Here is a 17,655-nt window from a genome sequence, read left to right as displayed (position 1 = left end):
CGTCGTGAAAAACGGCAGGTCAGCTCCCGCGTAGCGCGGGTTTGCTGGAGATCCCCGCGTCCGTGCGGGGCAACGCCGACATGACAGCCGGCGCAGATTCTTTACATTTTCGGCATGCCGCCGCCGGGCAACATGCCGCCCATGCCGCGCATCATCTTGGCCATACCGCCCTTGGCGGAGAATTTCTTCATCATCTTCTGCATCTGCTTGTGCTGCTTGATCAAGCGCCCGATGTCCTGCACCTGGGTGCCGGAACCCATGGCGATGCGGCGCTTGCGCGAGCCGCTGATCAGCTCGGGGTCGCGGCGTTCGGCCGGGGTCATGGAGTTGATGATGGCTTCCATCTGCTTGAACTGCTTCTCTGCCGCACCCTGGGCATTGCCCATCTGCGCCAGGTTGACGCCGCCGATGTTCGGCAGCTTGTCCATCAGGCCGCCGAGGCCGCCCATGTTCTTCATCTGTTGCAGCTGGTCGCGGAAATCTTCGAGGTCGAAGCCCTTGCCCTTCTTCAGCTTTTTGGCAAGTTTGTCGGCCTTGTCCTTGTCGAGCGTCGCCTCGGCCTGCTCGATCAGGCTGAGCACGTCGCCCATGCCGAGGATGCGCGAAGCGATCCGGTCCGGGTGGAAGGGGTCGAGCGCTTCGCTCTTTTCACCCATGCCGATGAACTTGATCGGCTTGCCGGTGATGGCACGGACCGACAGCGCGGCACCGCCACGGGCGTCACCGTCGACCTTGGTCAGGATCACGCCGGTCAGCGGCAGCGCGTCGCCAAAGGCCTTGGCGGTGTTGGCGGCGTCCTGGCCGGTCATGGCGTCGACCACGAACAGCGTTTCCACGGGCTTGATCGCCGCGTGCAACTGCTGGATCTCGCCCATCATCTCGGCATCGATATGCAGACGACCGGCGGTGTCGACGATGACCACGTCGATGAACTTGAGGCGTGCTTCCTTGATAGCCGCTTCGGCGATGGCCACCGGCTTCTGGCTGATATCGGACGGGAAGAAGGTCACGCCGATGTCGTTGGCCAGGGTTTCCAGCTGCTTGATCGCGGCCGGACGGTAGACGTCCGCCGACACCACCATCACGCTTTTCTTCTTGCGTTCCTTGAGGAAGCGCGCCAGCTTGCCGGCGGTGGTGGTCTTGCCCGCGCCCTGCAGGCCGGCCATCAGGATGACCGCTGGCGGCACGGCGCTCAGGTTCAGGTCTTCGTTGGCGGCGCCCATCAGGCTTTCGAGTTCGGCCTGGACAATCTTCACGAACGCCTGGCCCGGCGTCAGGCTGCGCGACACTTCAGTGCCGACGGCGCGTTCCTTGACCGAATTGACGAAGTCCTTCACCACCGGCAGGGCGACGTCGGCTTCGAGCAACGCCATGCGCACTTCACGCAGGGTGTCTTTGATATTGTCCTCGGTCAGCTTGGCCTTGCCGGTGACATGGCGCAGCGTCTGCGAGAGACGGTCGGTCAGGTTTTCAAACATGCGCGATCCTTTGAGGCCCCTAATAATAGAACCGAGGTAATAGGCCGCCGGCGTAGTCAAAAGCGTGCCTGGCGAGCCTGCGGCGTGGGCAGGTCGCGGATTATAGCGAGACTGCGTGCGCGGCACTAGCGCCACGGTCTTTCGTGGACTGGCGGTTGTATGCCAAACTCAGCGCCTTTCGGGCTCGCTTCCCAGGACTTATGCTTCCTTTGTCACCCAGTTTGCTGACCAGCCTCGCCGCCGCCTGCTTGTATGCCGCTGCGACTCTCTATCAAGGCACTCGCCTGCGCCAGTGTGCCAAGGCCGACAAACGCCTGCTGGTCGGGCTCGGCATCTTCGCCGTGCTGGCCCACGCGATCGCCCTGTGCACCCACCTGGCGACCCCGGTCGGACTGGGCCTGGACTTCTTCAACGCCGCCAGCCTGATCGCCGTCGCCGTGATCGCCCTGACCCTGGTCGCCTGTTCGCGGATCCCCGTGGAGAACCTGCTGATCCTGCTGTTCCCGCTGGGCCTGCTGACGGTGCTGCTGGCGCAGTTCGCGCCGTCGGGCACGGTGCAGATCATCGATGAGGAACCGGGCATCCTCGCGCATATCCTGCTGTCGATCCTCGCCTATGGCATGTTTACCATCGCGGTGTTCCAGGCCCTGCTGCTGCTGTTGCAGGACCACCAGCTCAAGCACAAGCACCCTTCCGGCCTGATCAAGAACTTCCCGCCGTTGCAGACCATGGAAAGCCTGCTGTTCGGTTTCCTCTGGGCCGGCTGGACACTGCTGTCGCTGTCCCTGATCTCCGGCTGGCTGTTCGTCGAGAACCTGTTCGCTCAGCACCTGGTGCACAAGACCCTGCTGGCCTGCCTGGCCTGGATCGTGTTCAGTGTGCTGCTGTGGGGCCGCAACCGTCTCGGCTGGCGCGGGCACAAGGCGATCCGCTGGACCCTGGCCGGCTTCTGCCTGCTGATGCTGGCCTATTTCGGCAGCAAGCTGGTCCGCGAATACATCCTGCACATCTGACGGGCCGAGATCATGGACAACCTGCCCGCCGGGCCGATGCTCGCTGTATTGGCCCTGCTGATCCTCTGGTCGGCGCTGTTCACCGCCATTGAAGTCGCCCAGCAGTTGCTCACGGCACAACGCCCGGCCTCGCGCTCGGGTGACAAACCCGCCGCACGCCTGAGCTTCCCGCGGGACAGCCTGATCTTCTGCAACACCCTGTGCCGCATCGTCGCGGTGATCATCGCCACCCTGCTCTCGCTGCTGCTCTGGGGCGAACACGGGCCCTGGCTGGCCTGCCTGGGCAGCACCGTCGCCCTGCTGGTATTCGCCGACTACCTGCCACGCCTGCTCGCCGCCCGCTATCCCGAAGCCATCCTGGCGATCGGCAACGCCCTGCTCGGCGTCCCGCTGAAGATCCTCTACCCCGCGGCCTGGCTGCTCGACGGTGCCGCCCGCCTGTTGCTGCGGCCCTTCATCAGCAAGGCCGGCACGGTCAAGCAGAGCGATGAAGACCAGCCCCCGCTCGATCCGGAAGACGAACCGGAACATCCGGCACGCCACCCGTCGCTGTCCAGCATCCAGGCGCTGCACAACATCACGGTCAACGACATCCTGGTGCCCCGCAGCGAAGTGGACGGGATCAATCTCGACGACTCCATCGAGGACATCATCGCGCAGTTGCTGAAGAACCGACGCACCCGCCTGCCGGTGTTCCACAGCGACATCAACCAGGTCGAGGCGGTGCTCAATACCCGCCAGATCCTTCACCTGCTGTTCGATGCCAGCCTGACCAAGGCCTCCCTGCTCGAAGCCTGTCGCGAGCCGTACTTCGTGCCGGAAAGCACGCCGCTGCAACTGCAACTGCTGAATTTCCACAAGCAGCAACGCCGCCAGGGCATGGTGGTGGACGAATACGGAGAAGTGCTGGGCATCGTCACCCTGGAAGACATTCTTGAAGAAATCGTCGGCGAATTCGAGAGCGAGCACAGCCTCAACAACCCGCATATCCATCCGCAGGCCGATGGCCGCCTGGTGATCGATGGCGCCGCCTCGATCCGCGAACTGAACAAGAGCCTGGGCTGGCACCTGCCCAGCGATGGTCCGAAGACCCTCAACGGCCTGGTCACCGAAGCCCTGGAAACCATTCCGGACAGCGCGGTCTGCCTGAAGATCGGCCGTTATCGCCTGGAGATCCTCGAAACCGAGGACAACCGCGTCAGCAAGGTCCTGGTCTGGCACACCAGCACGCTCCCAGCGACAAGGCCATCCGCGTAATTCAAAATCACTGCGCAGCCCTGTAGGGGCCTGGCTTGCCAGCGATGGCGCGCGCAAGATCAATGCAGGACTTACCGGCCTCATCGCCAGCAAGCCGGCTCCCACAGTATGGCGTTTCAAGCTGAAGTCTTGCCGGCTTCAGGTCATCCCCACACACCGCATGATCGTCGCTCTTGTTCGATCCAGCGGCGCGTTCCTATAATCGGGTGGGCTTATCCAGCCCCGCCGGAATGCCCGCCTACCCGCGCCCAGCCTTTTCCGGCCAGCACTGCCTTGTCATCACCCGCCGCCGACACTCACAACCGGTCGCACGGGAATAAGCCCTTATCCCTGGGTGTTCATACTAATAACTCGCACGCGCAAGACTTTCAGGGAAGCCCGTAATGACCTCCAGCACCACCTTTGACGACGCCACGCCGAACAAGCCGCTGAACTCCACCTCACGGGTGGCGACCGCCAGTTTTATCGGCACGGCCATCGAGTTCTACGATTTCTATGTGTATGCCACCGCCGCCGCGCTGGTCATCGGTCCGGTGTTTTTCCCGCAGACCGACGGCACCGCGCAGATGCTCTCGGCCTTCCTGACCTTCGGCATCGCCTTCCTGGCCCGTCCGCTGGGCTCGATCCTGTTCGGCCACTTCGGTGATCGCATCGGGCGCAAATCGACCCTGGTCGCCTCGCTGCTGCTGATGGGCATCTGCACCACGCTGATCGGCGTACTGCCCGGCTACGCCACCATCGGTGCCTGGGCGCCGATCCTGTTGTGCCTGCTGCGCTTCGGCCAGGGCCTGGGACTGGGTGGGGAATGGGGCGGAGCCGCGCTGCTGGCGACCGAAAACGCCCCCGAAGGCAAGCGCGCCTGGTTCGGCATGTTTCCGCAACTGGGCCCCTCGATCGGCTTTCTCGCCGCCAACGGCCTGTTCCTGATCCTGGCCATGACCCTCAGCGATGAGCAATTCCGTTCCTGGGGCTGGCGTATTCCGTTCCTGCTCAGTGCCGCGCTGGTGATAGTCGGCCTGTACGTTCGCCTCAAACTGGAGGAAAGCCCGGTCTTCGCCAATGCCGTGGCGCGCCAGGAGCGGGTGAAGATGCCGCTGGTCGAGCTGTTCAACCGCTACTGGGTACCGGTGCTGCTGGGCTCCGTGGCGATGGTGGTGTGCTACGCGCTGTTCTATATCTCGGCGGTGTTTTCCCTGAGCTACGGCGTCGCAAACCTCGGCTACAGCCGCGAGACCTTCCTCGGGCTGCTGTGTTTTGCCGTGCTGTTCATGGCCGCGGCCACGCCACTGGCGGCCTGGGCCAGCGACCGCTTCGGCCGCAAGCCGGTACTGATTCTCGGCGGGGTGCTGGCACTGCTGTCCGGTTTTACCATGGAGCCGCTGCTGGGCCATGGCTCGACCACAGGCGTCGCCCTGTTCCTGTGCCTCGAACTGTTCCTGATGGGGATCACCTTCGCCCCGATGGGGGCATTGCTGCCGGAGCTGTTTCCCACCCACGTGCGTTACACCGGCGCATCGGCGGCCTATAACCTGGGCGGCATCGTCGGGGCCTCGGCGGCACCGTTCTTTGCCCAGAAACTGGTGACGATGGGCGGCCTGAGCTGGGTCGGGGGGTATGTATCGGGGGCGGCGGCGCTGAGCCTGATTGCGATCTTCTGCCTGAAGGAAACGCGCTACAGCGATTTGAACAAGGTGGCCTGAAGATCGCGCCAAGCACGATCATTGCAGGAGCCGGCTTGCCGGCGATGGCATCCTTGAGATCAACGCTGCACTCTGGGGCCTCATCGCCAGCAAGCCGGCTCCTACGGTTCAGCGGCGAACGCGGGTGCGCGCAAGGCACACATCCGCGCTCTTGAGCGGGGTTACAGCTCGACCACGACCGCCTGGGCCGCACGGGTCGCCTTGGCCCGCGCCGCTTCGATCGATTCGTCACGCGCCAGGGCCACGCCCATGCGGCGCTGACCGTTGACTTCCGGCTTGCCGAACAGGCGCAAGGCGGTGTCCGGCTCGCTCAACGCCGCGCCGAGGTTGGCGAAGGCGGTCTGGGTCGACTGCCCTTCCACCAGGATCACCGCCGAGGCCGACGGGCCGAACTGGCGGATCAGCGGGATCGGCAAGCCGAGAATCGCCCGGGCATGCAGCGCGAACTGCGACAGGTCCTGGGAAATCATGGTCACCATGCCGGTGTCATGGGGACGCGGCGACACTTCGCTGAACCACACTTGATCACCCTTGATGAACAACTCGACGCCAAACATGCCGCGCCCACCCAGGGCTTCGGTCACGGCCTTGGCGACCCGCTCCGACTCGGCCAGGGCCACCGGGCTCATGGCCTGTGGCTGCCAGGATTCCTGGTAGTCACCCTTCTCCTGACGGTGGCCGACCGGGGCGCAGAACGTGGTACCGCCGACATGACGCACGGTAAGCAGGGTGATTTCATAGTCGAAATCGATGAAGCCCTCGACAATCACCCGGCCCTTACCGGCACGGCCGCCTTCCTGGGCGTAATCCCAGGCCTTCTGTACGTCGTCGACACTGCGCAGCAGGCTCTGGCCCTTGCCCGACGAACTCATCACCGGCTTGACCACGCAAGGGAAGCCCAGGTCCTCGACGGCCTTGCTGTAGGCCTCGAAGGTGTCGGCGAAGTGGTACGGCGAGGTCGGCAGCTTCAGCTCTTCGGCGGCCAGGCGACGGATGCCTTCACGGTTCATGGTCAGCTGCGCGGCGCGCGCGGTCGGCACCACGGTGAAGCCTTCGGCCTCCAGCTCCACCAGGGTGGCGGTGGCGATGGCTTCGATTTCCGGAACGATGAAGTGCGGCTTCTCGGCTTCGATCACCGCCCGCAGGGCCGCGCCGTCGAGCATGTTGATCACGTGGCTGCGATGGGCTACCTGCATGGCCGGCGCATTGGCGTAGCGGTCGACCGCGATCACTTCGACGCCCAGGCGTTGCAGTTCGATCACGACTTCCTTGCCCAGCTCACCACAGCCACAGAGCAATACGCGAGTCGCGGTCGGCGACAGTGGAGTTCCGATACGGGTCATTTCAGGTCCTCAAGGAAGCAGATCATCGAAGGCGCCCGATCAGCGGGCCCCTGCTGGGAATAAGAAGGCGGGCATTTTACATGAACTGGGACAAATCGTTTCAGGCCGGATGAGCGGCTTTACGCAGGCGCCAGGCCATGACCAGCCAGACCACGGTGACACCGGCGAACTTGGAGCCCAGCGCCGTCAGGACCACAGGGGGGGTCAGCGCGCCGATCAGGCCGAAGAAGATAAAGGTGTCCAGCGGGATGCTGAGCGCCGAACTTATCCACAGGCGGTCGTGCAGCGGGCGCCGGGTGATACTGAAGACCAGCCAGTCGATGCATTCGGAGATGGCAAAGGCCGTGGCGCTGGCCAGGGCGATGGTCGGGTCGGAGGTCACATACGACAGCACCAGCGCCGCCAGCATGGCAACGATGGCTCCGTGGCCGAAACGGGTCTGGACCATATCGCGCAGGATAAACACCAGCCCACCCCAGGCCGACCAGATGATGTCCAGGTGCGGCGCGCTGGAGAACGCGAAGTTGATCAGCACGACGCTGGCGATATAGGCGATAAGAAAGAGCATGGGGCGCGGACTACCTGTCGATTTAGCCCTACAGATTACCGCAAAGCGCCAGGAGGGTCACAGCCAGGACCCGAATCAGCCCTTCGTCCCCAGCATCCACAGCAGCCCGCTGGACTTGGCCCGCTCATGGCAACGCCCGAGCACTTCGCGACGCTCGGCGTTATCCATCCGGCTCCAGCGGGTGATTTCCTCGACCGTGCGCTGGCAACCGGTGCAGATATCCTGCTCGTCCAGCGCGCAGATACTCACGCAGGGCGAGGCCACCGGACGCTCCGGCGTGGTCATTCCAGGTCTTCCTGCAGGTCGCGGGCGTAACGCCGGGAATTGTGTACATAGTGGGCGGCACTGGCCTCGAGCATCTTCTTCTGCGGCTCGGTCAGCTCACGCACCACCTTGCCCGGCGAGCCCATCACCAGCGAACCGTCGGGAATTTCCTTGCCTTCGCCGATCAGCGAATTGGCGCCGATGATGCAGTTCCTGCCGATCTTCGCGCCATTGAGAATCACCGCGTTGATGCCGATCAGGCTGTAGTCGCCGACGGTACAGCCGTGCAGCATGGCGTTATGGCCGATGGTCACGCCGGTACCGATGGTCAGCGGATAGCCCATGTCGGTGTGCATGACCGTACCGTCCTGGACGTTGCTGTCGCGCCCGATCAGGATCAGCTCGTTGTCACCGCGCAACACGGCGTTGAACCAGACGTTGGCGCCCTCTTCCAGCTTGACCTTGCCCACCAGTACGGCATTGGGTGCCACCCAGCTCTGTGGATGGGCTTCGACGCGAAAGTCGCCCAGGCGGTATTTCATACGGTAGTCCTCACGGCTCGGGGCAGAACGCCATACCGACGATGGCTCAAATATTGATAAACCGCTCGGGCGGCTTGTGCAGGCTGATCTTGGCGTCATACAGCAGATTGATCAACTCGACGATCATGATCGCCGTGAGCCCCCAGATCTTGTATTCACCATAGCGATAACTGGGCACATACCAGCTGCGGCCCTGATAATCGATGCGATGAGTGTGTTCACGCGGGTCCTGGCGGAAGAATTCCAGCGGCACGTTGAACACCGCAGCGATCTCGGCATCGTTGGCCTGGTATTCGACAAAGTCCGGGACCACGCCGACATAGGGCGTTACCTTGATCCCATGCAGGGAGATCAACGGGCTGAGCGGACCGATGATCTCCACCAGCCCGGGCGCCAGGCCGATCTCTTCCTGCGCCTCGCGCAGGGCGGTGAAGACCAGGTCGGGGTCTTCGGGATCGCGGCGGCCACCGGGAAACGCGACCTCGCCACCATGGGTCGAAAGACCGCTGGCCCGCAGGGTCAGCACCAGCTCCGGCTCGTCACTGCGCGTGATCGGCACCAGTACCGCAGCCTCGGGAAAACGTCGATCCGTTTCCAGGGGGCGTGGGGTATGGTTGCTGACACGTCGAAGTAGCTCATCCAGCATGGCTGATCTCGATTTCTGACTTACCCTGCATCATGCACCAAACCGACAGGTCGCCCAACCCCTCAACCGATGCATGTCGCGAAAGCACAACTTGCCGACAGGTGACCGACCACGCGAAGATAGGCGCGCCACCCAGAGAATCCAGCATGAAGTTCTGCAGCCAATGCGGTAAACCGGTCAGTCAACGCATTCCCGAGGGCGACACGCGCCTGCGCTTTGTCTGCGATCACTGCCAGACCATTCATTACCAGAATCCCAATATCGTCGCCGGCTGCCTGCCGGTCTGGGGCAGCCAGGTGCTGCTCTGCCGCCGCGCCATCGAACCGCGCCTGGGGTTCTGGACCTTGCCGGCCGGCTTCATGGAAAACGGCGAGACCGTCGAGGACGCCGCCCGCCGGGAAACCTTCGAAGAGGCTTATGCCCGCGTGCGCAACCTGAGCATCTACACGCTGATCGATGTACCGCATATCAATCAGGTCCATGTGTTCTACCGCGCCGAGCTGGCCGACCTGGACTTCCGCGCCGGCACCGAGAGCCTGGAGGTACGGCTGTTCGAAGAACACGAGATCCCCTGGTCCGAGCTGGCTTTCAGGACGGTCGGACGTACCTTAGAATGCTTCTTCGCCGACCGCCTCACACAACAGTTCCCGGTGCGCAGCGAAGCCGTGCCGCCGATGATGCCGAAAGCGGCCGACCCCAAATAATCCGCTACGCCACTTTATTCAGGGATACCGTTTCAATGCGTTGGTTGCTTGCCGTTTTCTGCCTGTCGTTTGCCGCGCTGTCCCAGGCTTCCGCCGCCGACCCACTGCAAGGTCGAATGATTGAAAAGGTCCTGGTCCTCAAGTCCGCCCACCAGTTGCAACTGATCAGCGACGGCAAGCCCCTGAAGACCTACCGCATCTCCCTGGGCAGGAACCCCAAGGGGCAGAAACTGATAGAAGGCGATCGTCGTACGCCGGAAGGTTTCTACTGGATCGACTGGCGCAAGACCAGCGACAAATTCAACCTGTCCATGCACATTTCCTACCCGAATATCAGCGATGCCGCACGCGCCCGTCGCGAAGGCGTCAATCCCGGCAGCATGATCATGATCCACGGCACGCCGGACTCCGAGGACTACCCGGAGCAGTGGCTGCATACCCTGGACTGGACCGACGGCTGCGTCGGCATGCGCAACGTCGACATGCGTGAAGTGTGGAACCTGGTCAAGGACGGCACCCTGGTGGAAATCCGCCCCTGAAGCGCCTTTCACCCAACCACCCTGATACCACTGCAACCCCGAATGCCCGGCATGCACCCCATGCCGGGCTTTTTATTGCGCTCGAAGAATACCAGTGGCATTGACATGGTATTCAAGTGGTATTAGCTTGATGCCACTACCCGAGCGAAAAACCTCTAATAACCGCATCGGAAATCCTACATGAACAAGATACTCGCACTGCGTCCCGACGAGTCCCAGCCTACGCCGTTGTACCTGCAACTGGCGCGCAACCTGGAAGCCGCCATACATGCCGGCCAATGGAAAGCCGAACAGGCATTGCCCTCGGAACGCAACCTGAGCGAACTGCTGAGTATCTCCCGGGTGACGGCCCGCAAAGCCCTGGAAGTCCTCTTCGAACAGGGTCTGATCCGCCGCAGCCAGGGCTCCGGGACCTTTATCACCCCGCGCCTGGAACAGCCGTTGTCACGTCTGTCGAGCTTCAGCGAGATGCTTCGCTCCAAGGGCTTCGTACCCGGCTCGCAATGGCTGGAACGCCATATCGCCCTGCCCAGCCACGAAGAACTGATCCGCCTGGCCCTGTCCCCCAGCGACAAGGTGGCGCGCCTCAAGCGCCTGCGCAAGGCCGACGACACGGTGATGGCGATCGAGATGAGCACCCTGCCCGCCGCGCTGTTGCCCGAGCCGGAGCAGGTCGGCGATTCGCTCTATGAATACCTGGACGGTATCGGTCGGCCGGTGGTCCGCGCCCTGCAACATATCCGCGCGATCAATGCCTCGCCGGACTTCGCCGCCCTGGTGGGTATCGAGCCCGGTACCGCGATGCTGTTGATGACCCGTGTCGGCTACCTCGAAGACAACACCCCCATCGAACTGACCGACACCTATTGCCGCAACGACTACTACGACTTCGTCGCAGAGCTGCGACGTTAGCTTCCCCAGAGAACCTGCCATGTCCGAAGACAACATCCTTACCCCGCAAGGCTGGATCCGCGGCCGCCTGGTACACCAGGCGGGCAAGGTACAACGTATCGAAGGCACGCCCTGCGATCCGGCCGACAACGACCTGCCCTACCTGCTGCCCGGTTTCATCGACCTGCATGTCCACGGTGGCGGCGGCAAGGACATCATGGAGGGTGGCGCCGCCTTCGAAACCATCGCCCGCACCCACCTGCGCTTCGGCACCACCTCATTGCTGGCCACGACCATGACCGCGCCGCCCGAGGAGATCGGCGAAATCCTCGGCCAGCTCGGCCATTACTGCGAACAGCGCCCGACGGGCACCGCCCGCGTCCTCGGCGTGCACCTCGAAGGCCCGTTCATCAATCCCGGCAAACTCGGCGCCCAGCCGAACTTCGCCCATACGGCGATCGCCGCCGAAATCGATGAATACCTGCGCCGCGCGCCGATCCGGGTGATTACCATCGCCCCGGAAATCGCCGGCCACGCGCAGTTGATCCGCGCCCTCAGCAGCCGCGGCATCCGCATGCAGATCGGCCACACCCTGGGCAGCTACGAGGAAGGCGTCGCCGCCCTCGAGGCCGGGGCCACCAGCTTCACCCACCTGTACAACGCCATGAGCCCGTTGCACCACCGCGAGCCGGGTATCGTCGGTGCCGCCCTGGCCCATGCCCGCTATGCCGAACTGATCCCCGACCTGCTGCACGTGCATCCGGGCGCGATGCGCGTGGCCCTGCGCTCGATCCCCTGCCTCTATTGCGTGACCGACTCGACCGCCGCCGCCGGCATGCCGGACGGCGAGTACAAGCTGGGCAGCCACACCGTGACCAAGTGCCTGGGCGGCGTACGCCTGGCCGACGGCACCCTGGCCGGCAGCACCCTGACCATGGACCAGGCCCTGCGCAACCTGGTGAAGATCGGCCTGCCCATCGCCGAAGCCTCGCAACGCCTGTCGCAGTTCCCCGCCGACTACCTCGGCCTGGAAGAGCGCGGACGCCTGGCGCCCGGAGCCTGGGCCGACTGCGTGCGCCTGGATCGTTCGTTGACACTGACCTCGGTAATGGTCGAAGGAGAAGCCGTTGACTTCCAGAATGCTTGAAGAGGCACTGTCCTCCCACGAGGCGGTCAGCCGCCAGTTGCAGCAACTCGACGATGGCCTGAAGGCCATCGCCGCCCGCCTGCGCCGCCAGCCGCCCCATGTGGCGATGACCGTCGCCCGGGGCAGCTCCGACCATGCCGCCAGTTACTTCGCCTACCTGACCATGCAGCAGACCGGCGTACCGGTGGCCTCGCTGCCGATGTCGGTGGTCACCCTGCGGCATTCGCCATTGCGCGTCAGCGGCCAGGCGGTGTTCGCCTTTTCCCAGTCCGGACAAAGCCCGGACCTGGTCGACAGCCTGCACCTGCTGCGCGAACGCGGAGCCCTCAGCGTGGCCATGGTCAACTCCCCCGACTCGCCCCTGGAGGCCGCCTGCGAATACACCGTGCCGCTGCTGGCCGGGGCCGAGCAAAGCGTCGCCGCCACCAAGAGTTTCATCGCCACCCTCAGCGCCAGCGCCCGGCTGCTCGGTCATTGGCAACAGGATCGCGCCCTGCTCGACGCCGGCCAGGCCCTGCCCGCCGGCCTGCAACAGGCCGCGGCCCAGGACTGGAGCGCGGCCATCGACGTGCTGCGCGGTAGCGAGCGGCTGATGGTGATCGGTCGCGGCGCCGGCTTCGCCATTGCCCAGGAGGCCGCGCTGAAGTTCAAGGAAACCTCGGCGATCCAGGCCGAAGCCTTCAGCAGCGCCGAGGTCCGCCACGGCCCGATGGCCCTGATCGACGCCGGCTACCCCCTGCTGGTCTTCGCCCCACGGGGCGCGGAACAGGCCGGACTGCTCAAGCTCGCCGCCGACATGCGCCAGCGCGGCGCCCGCGTGCTGCTCGCCGCGCCACCCGATATCGCCGAGCGCGACCTGGACCTGACCTGCGCCGGGCATCCGGCCCTCGATCCGATCCTGGCGATCCAGAGTTTCTATGTGATGGCCGCCCGACTGGCCGTGGCCCGCGGCATGGACCCCGACCAACCGCGTCACCTGAGCAAAGTCACCCGTACCCACTGACGAGTACAGCGCCATGCATAACAACAATGAGATCACCCTCGGCGCACCGCTCAGCGGTCCCGTGCTCCCACTCACCCGCATCGACGACGCGGTCTTCGCCAGCGGCGCCATGGGCGAAGGCATCGCCATCGACCCGCTCAACGACACCCTGCATGCACCCTGTGCCGGGGTGATCCTGCATGTCGCGCGAACGCTGCACGCACTGACCCTGCGCGCCGACAACGGCGCCGAACTGTTGCTGCACCTGGGCCTGGATACCGTCGAACTGCAGGGCGAAGGCTTTGCCCTGCTGGTCGCGGAAGGTGCCAGGGTCAGTGCCGGCCAGGCCCTGCTGCGCTTCGACCTCGACCGGGTCGCCCGCCAGTGCAAAAGCCTGGTGACGCCGCTGGTGCTGACCAACGGCGAACACTACGAACTGAGGGCGCTGCCCGTCGATTCGGTAACGGTCGGCGAGCCGTTGCTGCGGGTCCTGCCACGCCAGAGCGGACGCCAGGCGGCGACGCTTGCCGGGACGACGAGCGAAGAAGTCCGTGGCAGTGCCCGGGTCGCCCACCTTGGCGGCCTCCATGCGCGCCCGGCGGCCTTGCTGCGCCAGGCCGCGCAGGGTTTCAACTGCGAGGCGCGCCTCCACCTGGGAGAGCGCTCCGCCTCCCTCGACAGCCTGATCGGCATCATGGGCCTGGGCGTCACCGAACAGGCCCGGGTGGAAATCAGTTGCCGTGGCACCGACCGCGAAGCCGCCTTGCAGGCGCTGCTGCAGGTCTTGCAAACCCCGTTGGCCGCCGACCCACATCATGCGCCCCCGGCCCGTCCGGCCCCATCCGCCCAACCGGCCGAGGCCGGCGTGCTGCACGGCGTCTGCGCCGCTCCCGGACTGGTCAGCGGCCCCATCGCACGCCTGCAAGCCATCCAGTTGCCGCCCGACAGCGGTGGGCATATCGCCGACGCACAGCTGCAGGCCCTGGATATCGCGCTGGAAAAGGTCCGCGCCGAGATCTACGACACCCTGCAACAGGCCAACGGACGCCAGGATCACGCAGAGCAGGCGATCTTCAACGCCCACCTGGCCCTGCTCGAAGACCCGGCCCTGCTCGATGCCGCCAGCCAGGCCATCGAACAGGGCCACGCGGCGACCCATGCCTGGAGCCAGGCCATCGAAACGCAGTGCCAGGTCCTGTTGAACCTGGACAACCCGCTGCTCGCCGAACGCACCAACGACTTGCACGACCTGCGCCAACGGGTATTGCGCGCCCTTCTCGGCGAGACCTGGCACTACGAACTGGCCGAAGGCTCGATTGTCGTCGCCCAGGAACTGACCCCTTCCGACCTGCTGCTGATCAGCCAGCAGAAGGTCGCCGGGCTGTGCATGGCCGCCGGCGGCGCCACCTCCCACGTGGCGATCCTCGCCCGGGGCAAGGGCCTGCCCTGCCTGGTCGCCCTCGGTCCGCGACTGCTGGAGATCGCTCCCGACCAGCAGGTGGTGCTCGATGCCGATCACGGGCGCCTCGAACTGAACCCCGACAGTACCCGCCTCGAAGGCGTCGCCCTGGCCCACTGGCAACATCAACTGCGACGCCAGCGCCAGCGCGAACACAGCCATTCGGCGGCCCGGACCCGTGACGGCCTGTCCATCGAGGTGGCGGCCAATGTCGCCTCCGCCCATGAGGCCGGCGAAGCCCATCAAGGCGGGGCCGATGGCGTCGGCCTGCTGCGCACCGAGTTTCTTTTCGTCGACCGCCAGACCGCGCCCGACGAACAGGAACAGCGCCACGCCTACCAGGGCGTGCTCGATGCCATGGGCGACAAGCCGGTGATCATCCGTACCATCGATGTCGGTGGCGACAAGCAGCTCGACTACCTGCCGCTGCCCCAGGAAGCCAATCCCGTGCTCGGCCTGCGCGGCATCCGCCTGGCCCAGGCCCGACCGGAGCTGCTCGACCAGCAACTGCGCGCGCTGCTGCAAGTCAGCCCGCCGCAACGCTGCCGGATCCTGCTGCCGATGATCAGCGAGGTCGATGAACTGCTGCAGATCCGCCAGCGCCTCGACGCCCTGGCCGCCGAACTGGGGATCGTCGAACGTCCCGAGCTGGGGGTGATGATCGAGGTCCCTTCCGCCGCCCTGCTGGCCGAACAGCTGGCTGAGCACGCCGACTTCCTCTCCATCGGCACCAACGACCTGTCGCAATACACCCTGGCCATGGACCGCGACCACGCAGGCCTGGCCGCCCGGGTCGACGCCCTGCACCCGGCGGTGCTGCGCCTGATCGCCCAGACCTGCGCCGGCGCGGCCCGTCATCAACGCTGGGTCGGCGTCTGTGGTGCGCTGGCCTCGGACCCGCTGGCCACGCCGGTACTGATCGGCCTGGGCGTCACCGAACTGTCCGTGAGCCCGCCACAGATCGGCGAGATCAAGGAACGGGTACGCCAGCTCGACGCCGCCGGATGTCGCCGGATCAGCCAGTCGCTGCTCCAGCTCGGCAGTGCCGCCAGCGTCCGTGAAACCTGCCGCCGCCACTGGCCGCTGGGCTGATAACAACAATAAGGAGACACGCCATGTACCAGTTGTTTATCGAGGGCCTGCAACGCCTCGGCCGTGCACTGATGCTCCCCATCGCCATCCTGCCGATCGCCGGCCTGCTGCTGCGCCTGGGTGATACCGACCTGCTGAACATCGCGATCATCCACGATGCCGGCAACACCATCTTCGCCAACCTGGCGCTGATCTTCGCCATCGGCATCGCCGTGGGTTTTGCCCGCGACAACAATGGCACCGCCGGGCTGGCGGGCGCCATCGGCTACCTGGTGATGATCTCCACGCTCAAGGTGCTCGACGCCAGCATCAACATGGGCATGCTCGCGGGGATCATCAGCGGCCTGCTCGGCGGTGCGCTGTATAACCGCTTCAAGGACATCAAGCTGCCGGAGTACCTGGCCTTCTTCGGCGGGCGGCGCTTCGTGCCGATCGTCACCGGCTTTTCCGCGGTCGGCCTGGGGGTGATCTTCGGCCTGGTCTGGCCGCCGATCCAGAACGGCATCAACAGCCTTGGCCTGCTGATGGTCGAAAGCGGCAGCATCGGCGCGTTCATTTTCGGCGTCTTCAACCGTCTGCTGATCGTCACCGGCCTGCACCATATCCTCAACAATATGATGTGGTTCGTCTTCGGCAGCTTCACCGATCCGGACACCGGTCGCATGGTCACCGGCGACCTGGCGCGCTATTTCGCCGGCGACCCGAAGGCCGGGCAATTCATGACCGGCATGTTCCCGGTGATGGTCTTCGGCCTGCCCGCCGCCTGCCTGGCGATGTATCGCAATGCCTTGCCCGAGCGCCGCAAGCTGATGGGCGGGATCTTCTTGTCGATGGCCCTGACCTCGTTCCTGACCGGCGTCACCGAGCCCATCGAATTCGCCTTCATGTTCCTCGCGCCAATGCTCTATGTGGTGCATGCGCTGCTGACCGGGCTGTCGATGGCCATCACCAACCTGCTGAATATCCACCTGGGCTTCACCTTCTCCGGTGGTGCCATCGACATGGCCCTGGGCTGGGGCAAGTCCACCAACGGCTGGCTGGTGCTGCCGGTGGGACTGGCCTATGCGCTGGTCTACTATTTCGTGTTCGATTTCTGCATCCGCCGCTTCGACCTGAAAACGCCGGGACGCGAACCTGTCGCTAGCACCGCGACGACCCGCGTGCTCAGCGAAAACCAGCGGGGAGCCGCCTATATCCAGGCCCTGGGCGGGGCCGCCAACCTGGTGACGGTCGGGGCCTGCACCACCCGTCTGCGGGTGGAACTGCGGGACCGCGACAAGGCCGTGGATGCCGATCTCAAGGCTCTCGGCGCCATGGCCGTGGTGCGTCCCGGCCATGGTGGCAGCCTGCAGGTGGTGGTCGGGCCGCTGGCGGACGGTATCGCCGACGAGATTCGCCTGGCGCTGCCGACCACGGGCTCAGGCACAGTCGCACCGGGCGGGCCGGAGCCTGTCGACTCGACCGAGATCAGCGGGGAACAGTTGCAGCAGTGGCTTGCCGCACTCGGCGGAAAAGCCAATGTACGGGCACTGGAGTGCGTCGCCCAGACGCGGCTGCGGGTGCAACTCGAAGATGTCCGGCAATTGTCGGAAACGGCACTCAAGGCACTGGGCTGCCAGGGCATCAGTCCGCTGGAAGACGGGGTGTGGCATTTGCTGGTGGGAGATCGTGCCCAGGCTCTCGGTAACGCCCTGGGACGATAAGGGACGGGGGTCGAATCAGAAATCGGCGAGACGCCAGACCTCATAGGCCGGCGTCTCGTAGGGATGGCTTTGCTTGAGGGCCGCGACCACGGTTGCGATCAGGGCATTCTCCACGACCAGCTCGACTTTCCATTCCGCCACCTGCTCGACCACGCCGGTTTGCCCGAGAAACGGCTGGCTGCCGTCCAACGGGCGAAACTGGCCCTGGCCCAGCACCTGCCAGGCGCAGTGGTCATAGGCACCGATCCGACCGCCACCGGCGGCGAATACGGCGCTCTTGACCTGCTCCACATGGCTCGGCGGCACGAAAAAGCTGAGCTTGTACAT

General features: G+C 64.9%; 17 protein-coding genes. 10 read left to right on the top strand and 7 right to left on the bottom strand.

All coding sequences use genetic code 11. The annotated features are described in order from the left end of the window. Positions 1-101: 101 nt before the first annotated feature. Positions 102-1,478, bottom strand: a complete 1,377-nt coding sequence (gene ffh / locus KI243_RS05980) for a signal recognition particle protein (RefSeq protein WP_017124059.1) — start codon at positions 1,476-1,478, stop codon at positions 102-104. 200 nt (positions 1,479-1,678) lie between these two features. On the opposite strand from ffh, the gene ccsA reads away from it, so the two are divergent. The 3 genes from ccsA (at position 1,679) to KI243_RS05965 (ending at position 5,448) form a co-directional block, all read left to right on the top strand. Then, a complete protein-coding gene (gene ccsA / locus KI243_RS05975; protein WP_042934507.1) occupies positions 1,679-2,491 on the top strand; it encodes a cytochrome c biogenesis protein CcsA in 813 nt (270 codons plus the stop codon). A gap of 12 nt (positions 2,492-2,503) precedes the next feature. After that, positions 2,504-3,748 (top strand): transporter associated domain-containing protein, encoded by a 1,245-nt coding sequence (locus KI243_RS05970; protein WP_212810607.1) that lies wholly within the window; start codon positions 2,504-2,506, stop codon positions 3,746-3,748. 383 nt (positions 3,749-4,131) lie between these two features. Further along, positions 4,132-5,448 (top strand): MFS transporter, encoded by a 1,317-nt coding sequence (locus KI243_RS05965; RefSeq protein WP_212810606.1) that lies wholly within the window; start codon positions 4,132-4,134, stop codon positions 5,446-5,448. Between the two features lie 161 nt (positions 5,449-5,609). On the opposite strand, the gene purT is transcribed toward KI243_RS05965, so the two are convergent. From purT to KI243_RS05940, 5 genes are all read right to left on the bottom strand, one after another. After that, positions 5,610-6,791: a formate-dependent phosphoribosylglycinamide formyltransferase gene (purT, locus tag KI243_RS05960; RefSeq protein WP_177108684.1), complete on the bottom strand. Its 1,182-nt coding sequence runs from the start codon at positions 6,789-6,791 to the stop codon at positions 5,610-5,612. A 100-nt stretch (positions 6,792-6,891) separates the two neighbouring features. Continuing rightward, complete coding sequence (locus tag KI243_RS05955) at positions 6,892-7,359, bottom strand: VUT family protein (RefSeq protein WP_177108683.1); 468 nt, start codon at positions 7,357-7,359, stop codon at positions 6,892-6,894. 75 nt (positions 7,360-7,434) lie between these two features. Beyond that, positions 7,435-7,644: a DUF1289 domain-containing protein gene (locus tag KI243_RS05950; protein ID WP_017124065.1), complete on the bottom strand. Its 210-nt coding sequence runs from the start codon at positions 7,642-7,644 to the stop codon at positions 7,435-7,437. After that, complete coding sequence (locus KI243_RS05945; protein WP_017124066.1) at positions 7,641-8,165, bottom strand: gamma carbonic anhydrase family protein; 525 nt, start codon at positions 8,163-8,165, stop codon at positions 7,641-7,643. Before KI243_RS05945 ends, KI243_RS05950 begins: the two co-directional genes overlap by 4 nt. 46 nt (positions 8,166-8,211) lie before the next feature. Next, positions 8,212-8,811 (bottom strand): CoA pyrophosphatase, encoded by a 600-nt coding sequence (locus KI243_RS05940; protein WP_177085642.1) that lies wholly within the window; start codon positions 8,809-8,811, stop codon positions 8,212-8,214. A gap of 146 nt (positions 8,812-8,957) precedes the next feature. On the opposite strand from KI243_RS05940, the gene KI243_RS05935 reads away from it, so the two are divergent. From KI243_RS05935 to nagE, 7 genes are all read left to right on the top strand, one after another. Further along, a complete protein-coding gene (locus KI243_RS05935; protein WP_017124068.1) occupies positions 8,958-9,515 on the top strand; it encodes an NUDIX hydrolase in 558 nt (185 codons plus the stop codon). Positions 9,516-9,550: 35 nt separating this feature from the next. Continuing rightward, positions 9,551-10,054 (top strand): L,D-transpeptidase family protein, encoded by a 504-nt coding sequence (locus KI243_RS05930; RefSeq protein WP_017124069.1) that lies wholly within the window; start codon positions 9,551-9,553, stop codon positions 10,052-10,054. 180 nt (positions 10,055-10,234) lie between these two features. Next, positions 10,235-10,966 carry a GntR family transcriptional regulator gene (locus KI243_RS05925; RefSeq protein ID WP_177108682.1) on the top strand — a complete coding sequence of 244 codons (732 nt, stop codon included), beginning with the start codon at positions 10,235-10,237 and terminating at the stop codon, positions 10,964-10,966. A gap of 19 nt (positions 10,967-10,985) precedes the next feature. Beyond that, positions 10,986-12,092, top strand: coding sequence for an N-acetylglucosamine-6-phosphate deacetylase (gene nagA, locus KI243_RS05920; RefSeq protein ID WP_177108681.1), 1,107 nt, complete (start codon positions 10,986-10,988; stop codon positions 12,090-12,092). Then, positions 12,073-13,095 carry an SIS domain-containing protein gene (locus tag KI243_RS05915; RefSeq protein ID WP_212810605.1) on the top strand — a complete coding sequence of 341 codons (1,023 nt, stop codon included), beginning with the start codon at positions 12,073-12,075 and terminating at the stop codon, positions 13,093-13,095. Before nagA ends, KI243_RS05915 begins: the two co-directional genes overlap by 20 nt. Positions 13,096-13,108: 13 nt before the next feature. Continuing rightward, positions 13,109-15,625 (top strand): phosphoenolpyruvate--protein phosphotransferase, encoded by a 2,517-nt coding sequence (gene ptsP / locus KI243_RS05910; protein WP_212810604.1) that lies wholly within the window; start codon positions 13,109-13,111, stop codon positions 15,623-15,625. A 23-nt stretch (positions 15,626-15,648) separates the two neighbouring features. After that, positions 15,649-17,328, top strand: coding sequence for an N-acetylglucosamine-specific PTS transporter subunit IIBC (gene nagE, locus KI243_RS05905; protein ID WP_212810603.1), 1,680 nt, complete (start codon positions 15,649-15,651; stop codon positions 17,326-17,328). Positions 17,329-17,343: 15 nt separating this feature from the next. Here nagE and KI243_RS05900 read toward each other — a convergent pair whose 3' ends face one another. After that, positions 17,344-17,655: a YqfO family protein gene (locus KI243_RS05900; RefSeq protein ID WP_177106881.1), complete on the bottom strand. Its 312-nt coding sequence runs from the start codon at positions 17,653-17,655 to the stop codon at positions 17,344-17,346.

Origin of the sequence: Pseudomonas sp. Ost2, from assembly GCF_018326065.1 — a bacterium.
Taxonomy (GTDB): Bacteria; Pseudomonadota; Gammaproteobacteria; order Pseudomonadales; family Pseudomonadaceae; genus Aquipseudomonas; species Aquipseudomonas gingeri.
Note: the sequence above shows the minus strand (reverse complement) of the source record. Positions and strands in the feature narration are given on the sequence as shown.

Coding starts and splice junctions, on each gene's coding strand:
- KI243_RS05930 (WP_017124069.1), top strand. CDS start 9,551: ATGCGTTGGTTGCTTGCCGTTTTCTGCCTGTCGTTTGCCGCGCTGTCC.
- ptsP (WP_212810604.1), top strand. CDS start 13,109: ATGCATAACAACAATGAGATCACCCTCGGCGCACCGCTCAGCGGTCCC.
- nagE (WP_212810603.1), top strand. CDS start 15,649: ATGTACCAGTTGTTTATCGAGGGCCTGCAACGCCTCGGCCGTGCACTG.
- ccsA (WP_042934507.1), top strand. CDS start 1,679: ATGCTTCCTTTGTCACCCAGTTTGCTGACCAGCCTCGCCGCCGCCTGC.
- KI243_RS05900 (WP_177106881.1), bottom strand. CDS start 17,655: ATGTACAAGCTCAGCTTTTTCGTGCCGCCGAGCCATGTGGAGCAGGTC.
- ffh (WP_017124059.1), bottom strand. CDS start 1,478: ATGTTTGAAAACCTGACCGACCGTCTCTCGCAGACGCTGCGCCATGTC.
- KI243_RS05940 (WP_177085642.1), bottom strand. CDS start 8,811: ATGCTGGATGAGCTACTTCGACGTGTCAGCAACCATACCCCACGCCCC.
- KI243_RS05945 (WP_017124066.1), bottom strand. CDS start 8,165: ATGAAATACCGCCTGGGCGACTTTCGCGTCGAAGCCCATCCACAGAGC.
- KI243_RS05970 (WP_212810607.1), top strand. CDS start 2,504: ATGGACAACCTGCCCGCCGGGCCGATGCTCGCTGTATTGGCCCTGCTG.
- nagA (WP_177108681.1), top strand. CDS start 10,986: ATGTCCGAAGACAACATCCTTACCCCGCAAGGCTGGATCCGCGGCCGC.
- KI243_RS05935 (WP_017124068.1), top strand. CDS start 8,958: ATGAAGTTCTGCAGCCAATGCGGTAAACCGGTCAGTCAACGCATTCCC.
- KI243_RS05950 (WP_017124065.1), bottom strand. CDS start 7,644: ATGACCACGCCGGAGCGTCCGGTGGCCTCGCCCTGCGTGAGTATCTGC.
- KI243_RS05925 (WP_177108682.1), top strand. CDS start 10,235: ATGAACAAGATACTCGCACTGCGTCCCGACGAGTCCCAGCCTACGCCG.
- KI243_RS05955 (WP_177108683.1), bottom strand. CDS start 7,359: ATGCTCTTTCTTATCGCCTATATCGCCAGCGTCGTGCTGATCAACTTC.
- KI243_RS05965 (WP_212810606.1), top strand. CDS start 4,132: ATGACCTCCAGCACCACCTTTGACGACGCCACGCCGAACAAGCCGCTG.
- purT (WP_177108684.1), bottom strand. CDS start 6,791: ATGACCCGTATCGGAACTCCACTGTCGCCGACCGCGACTCGCGTATTG.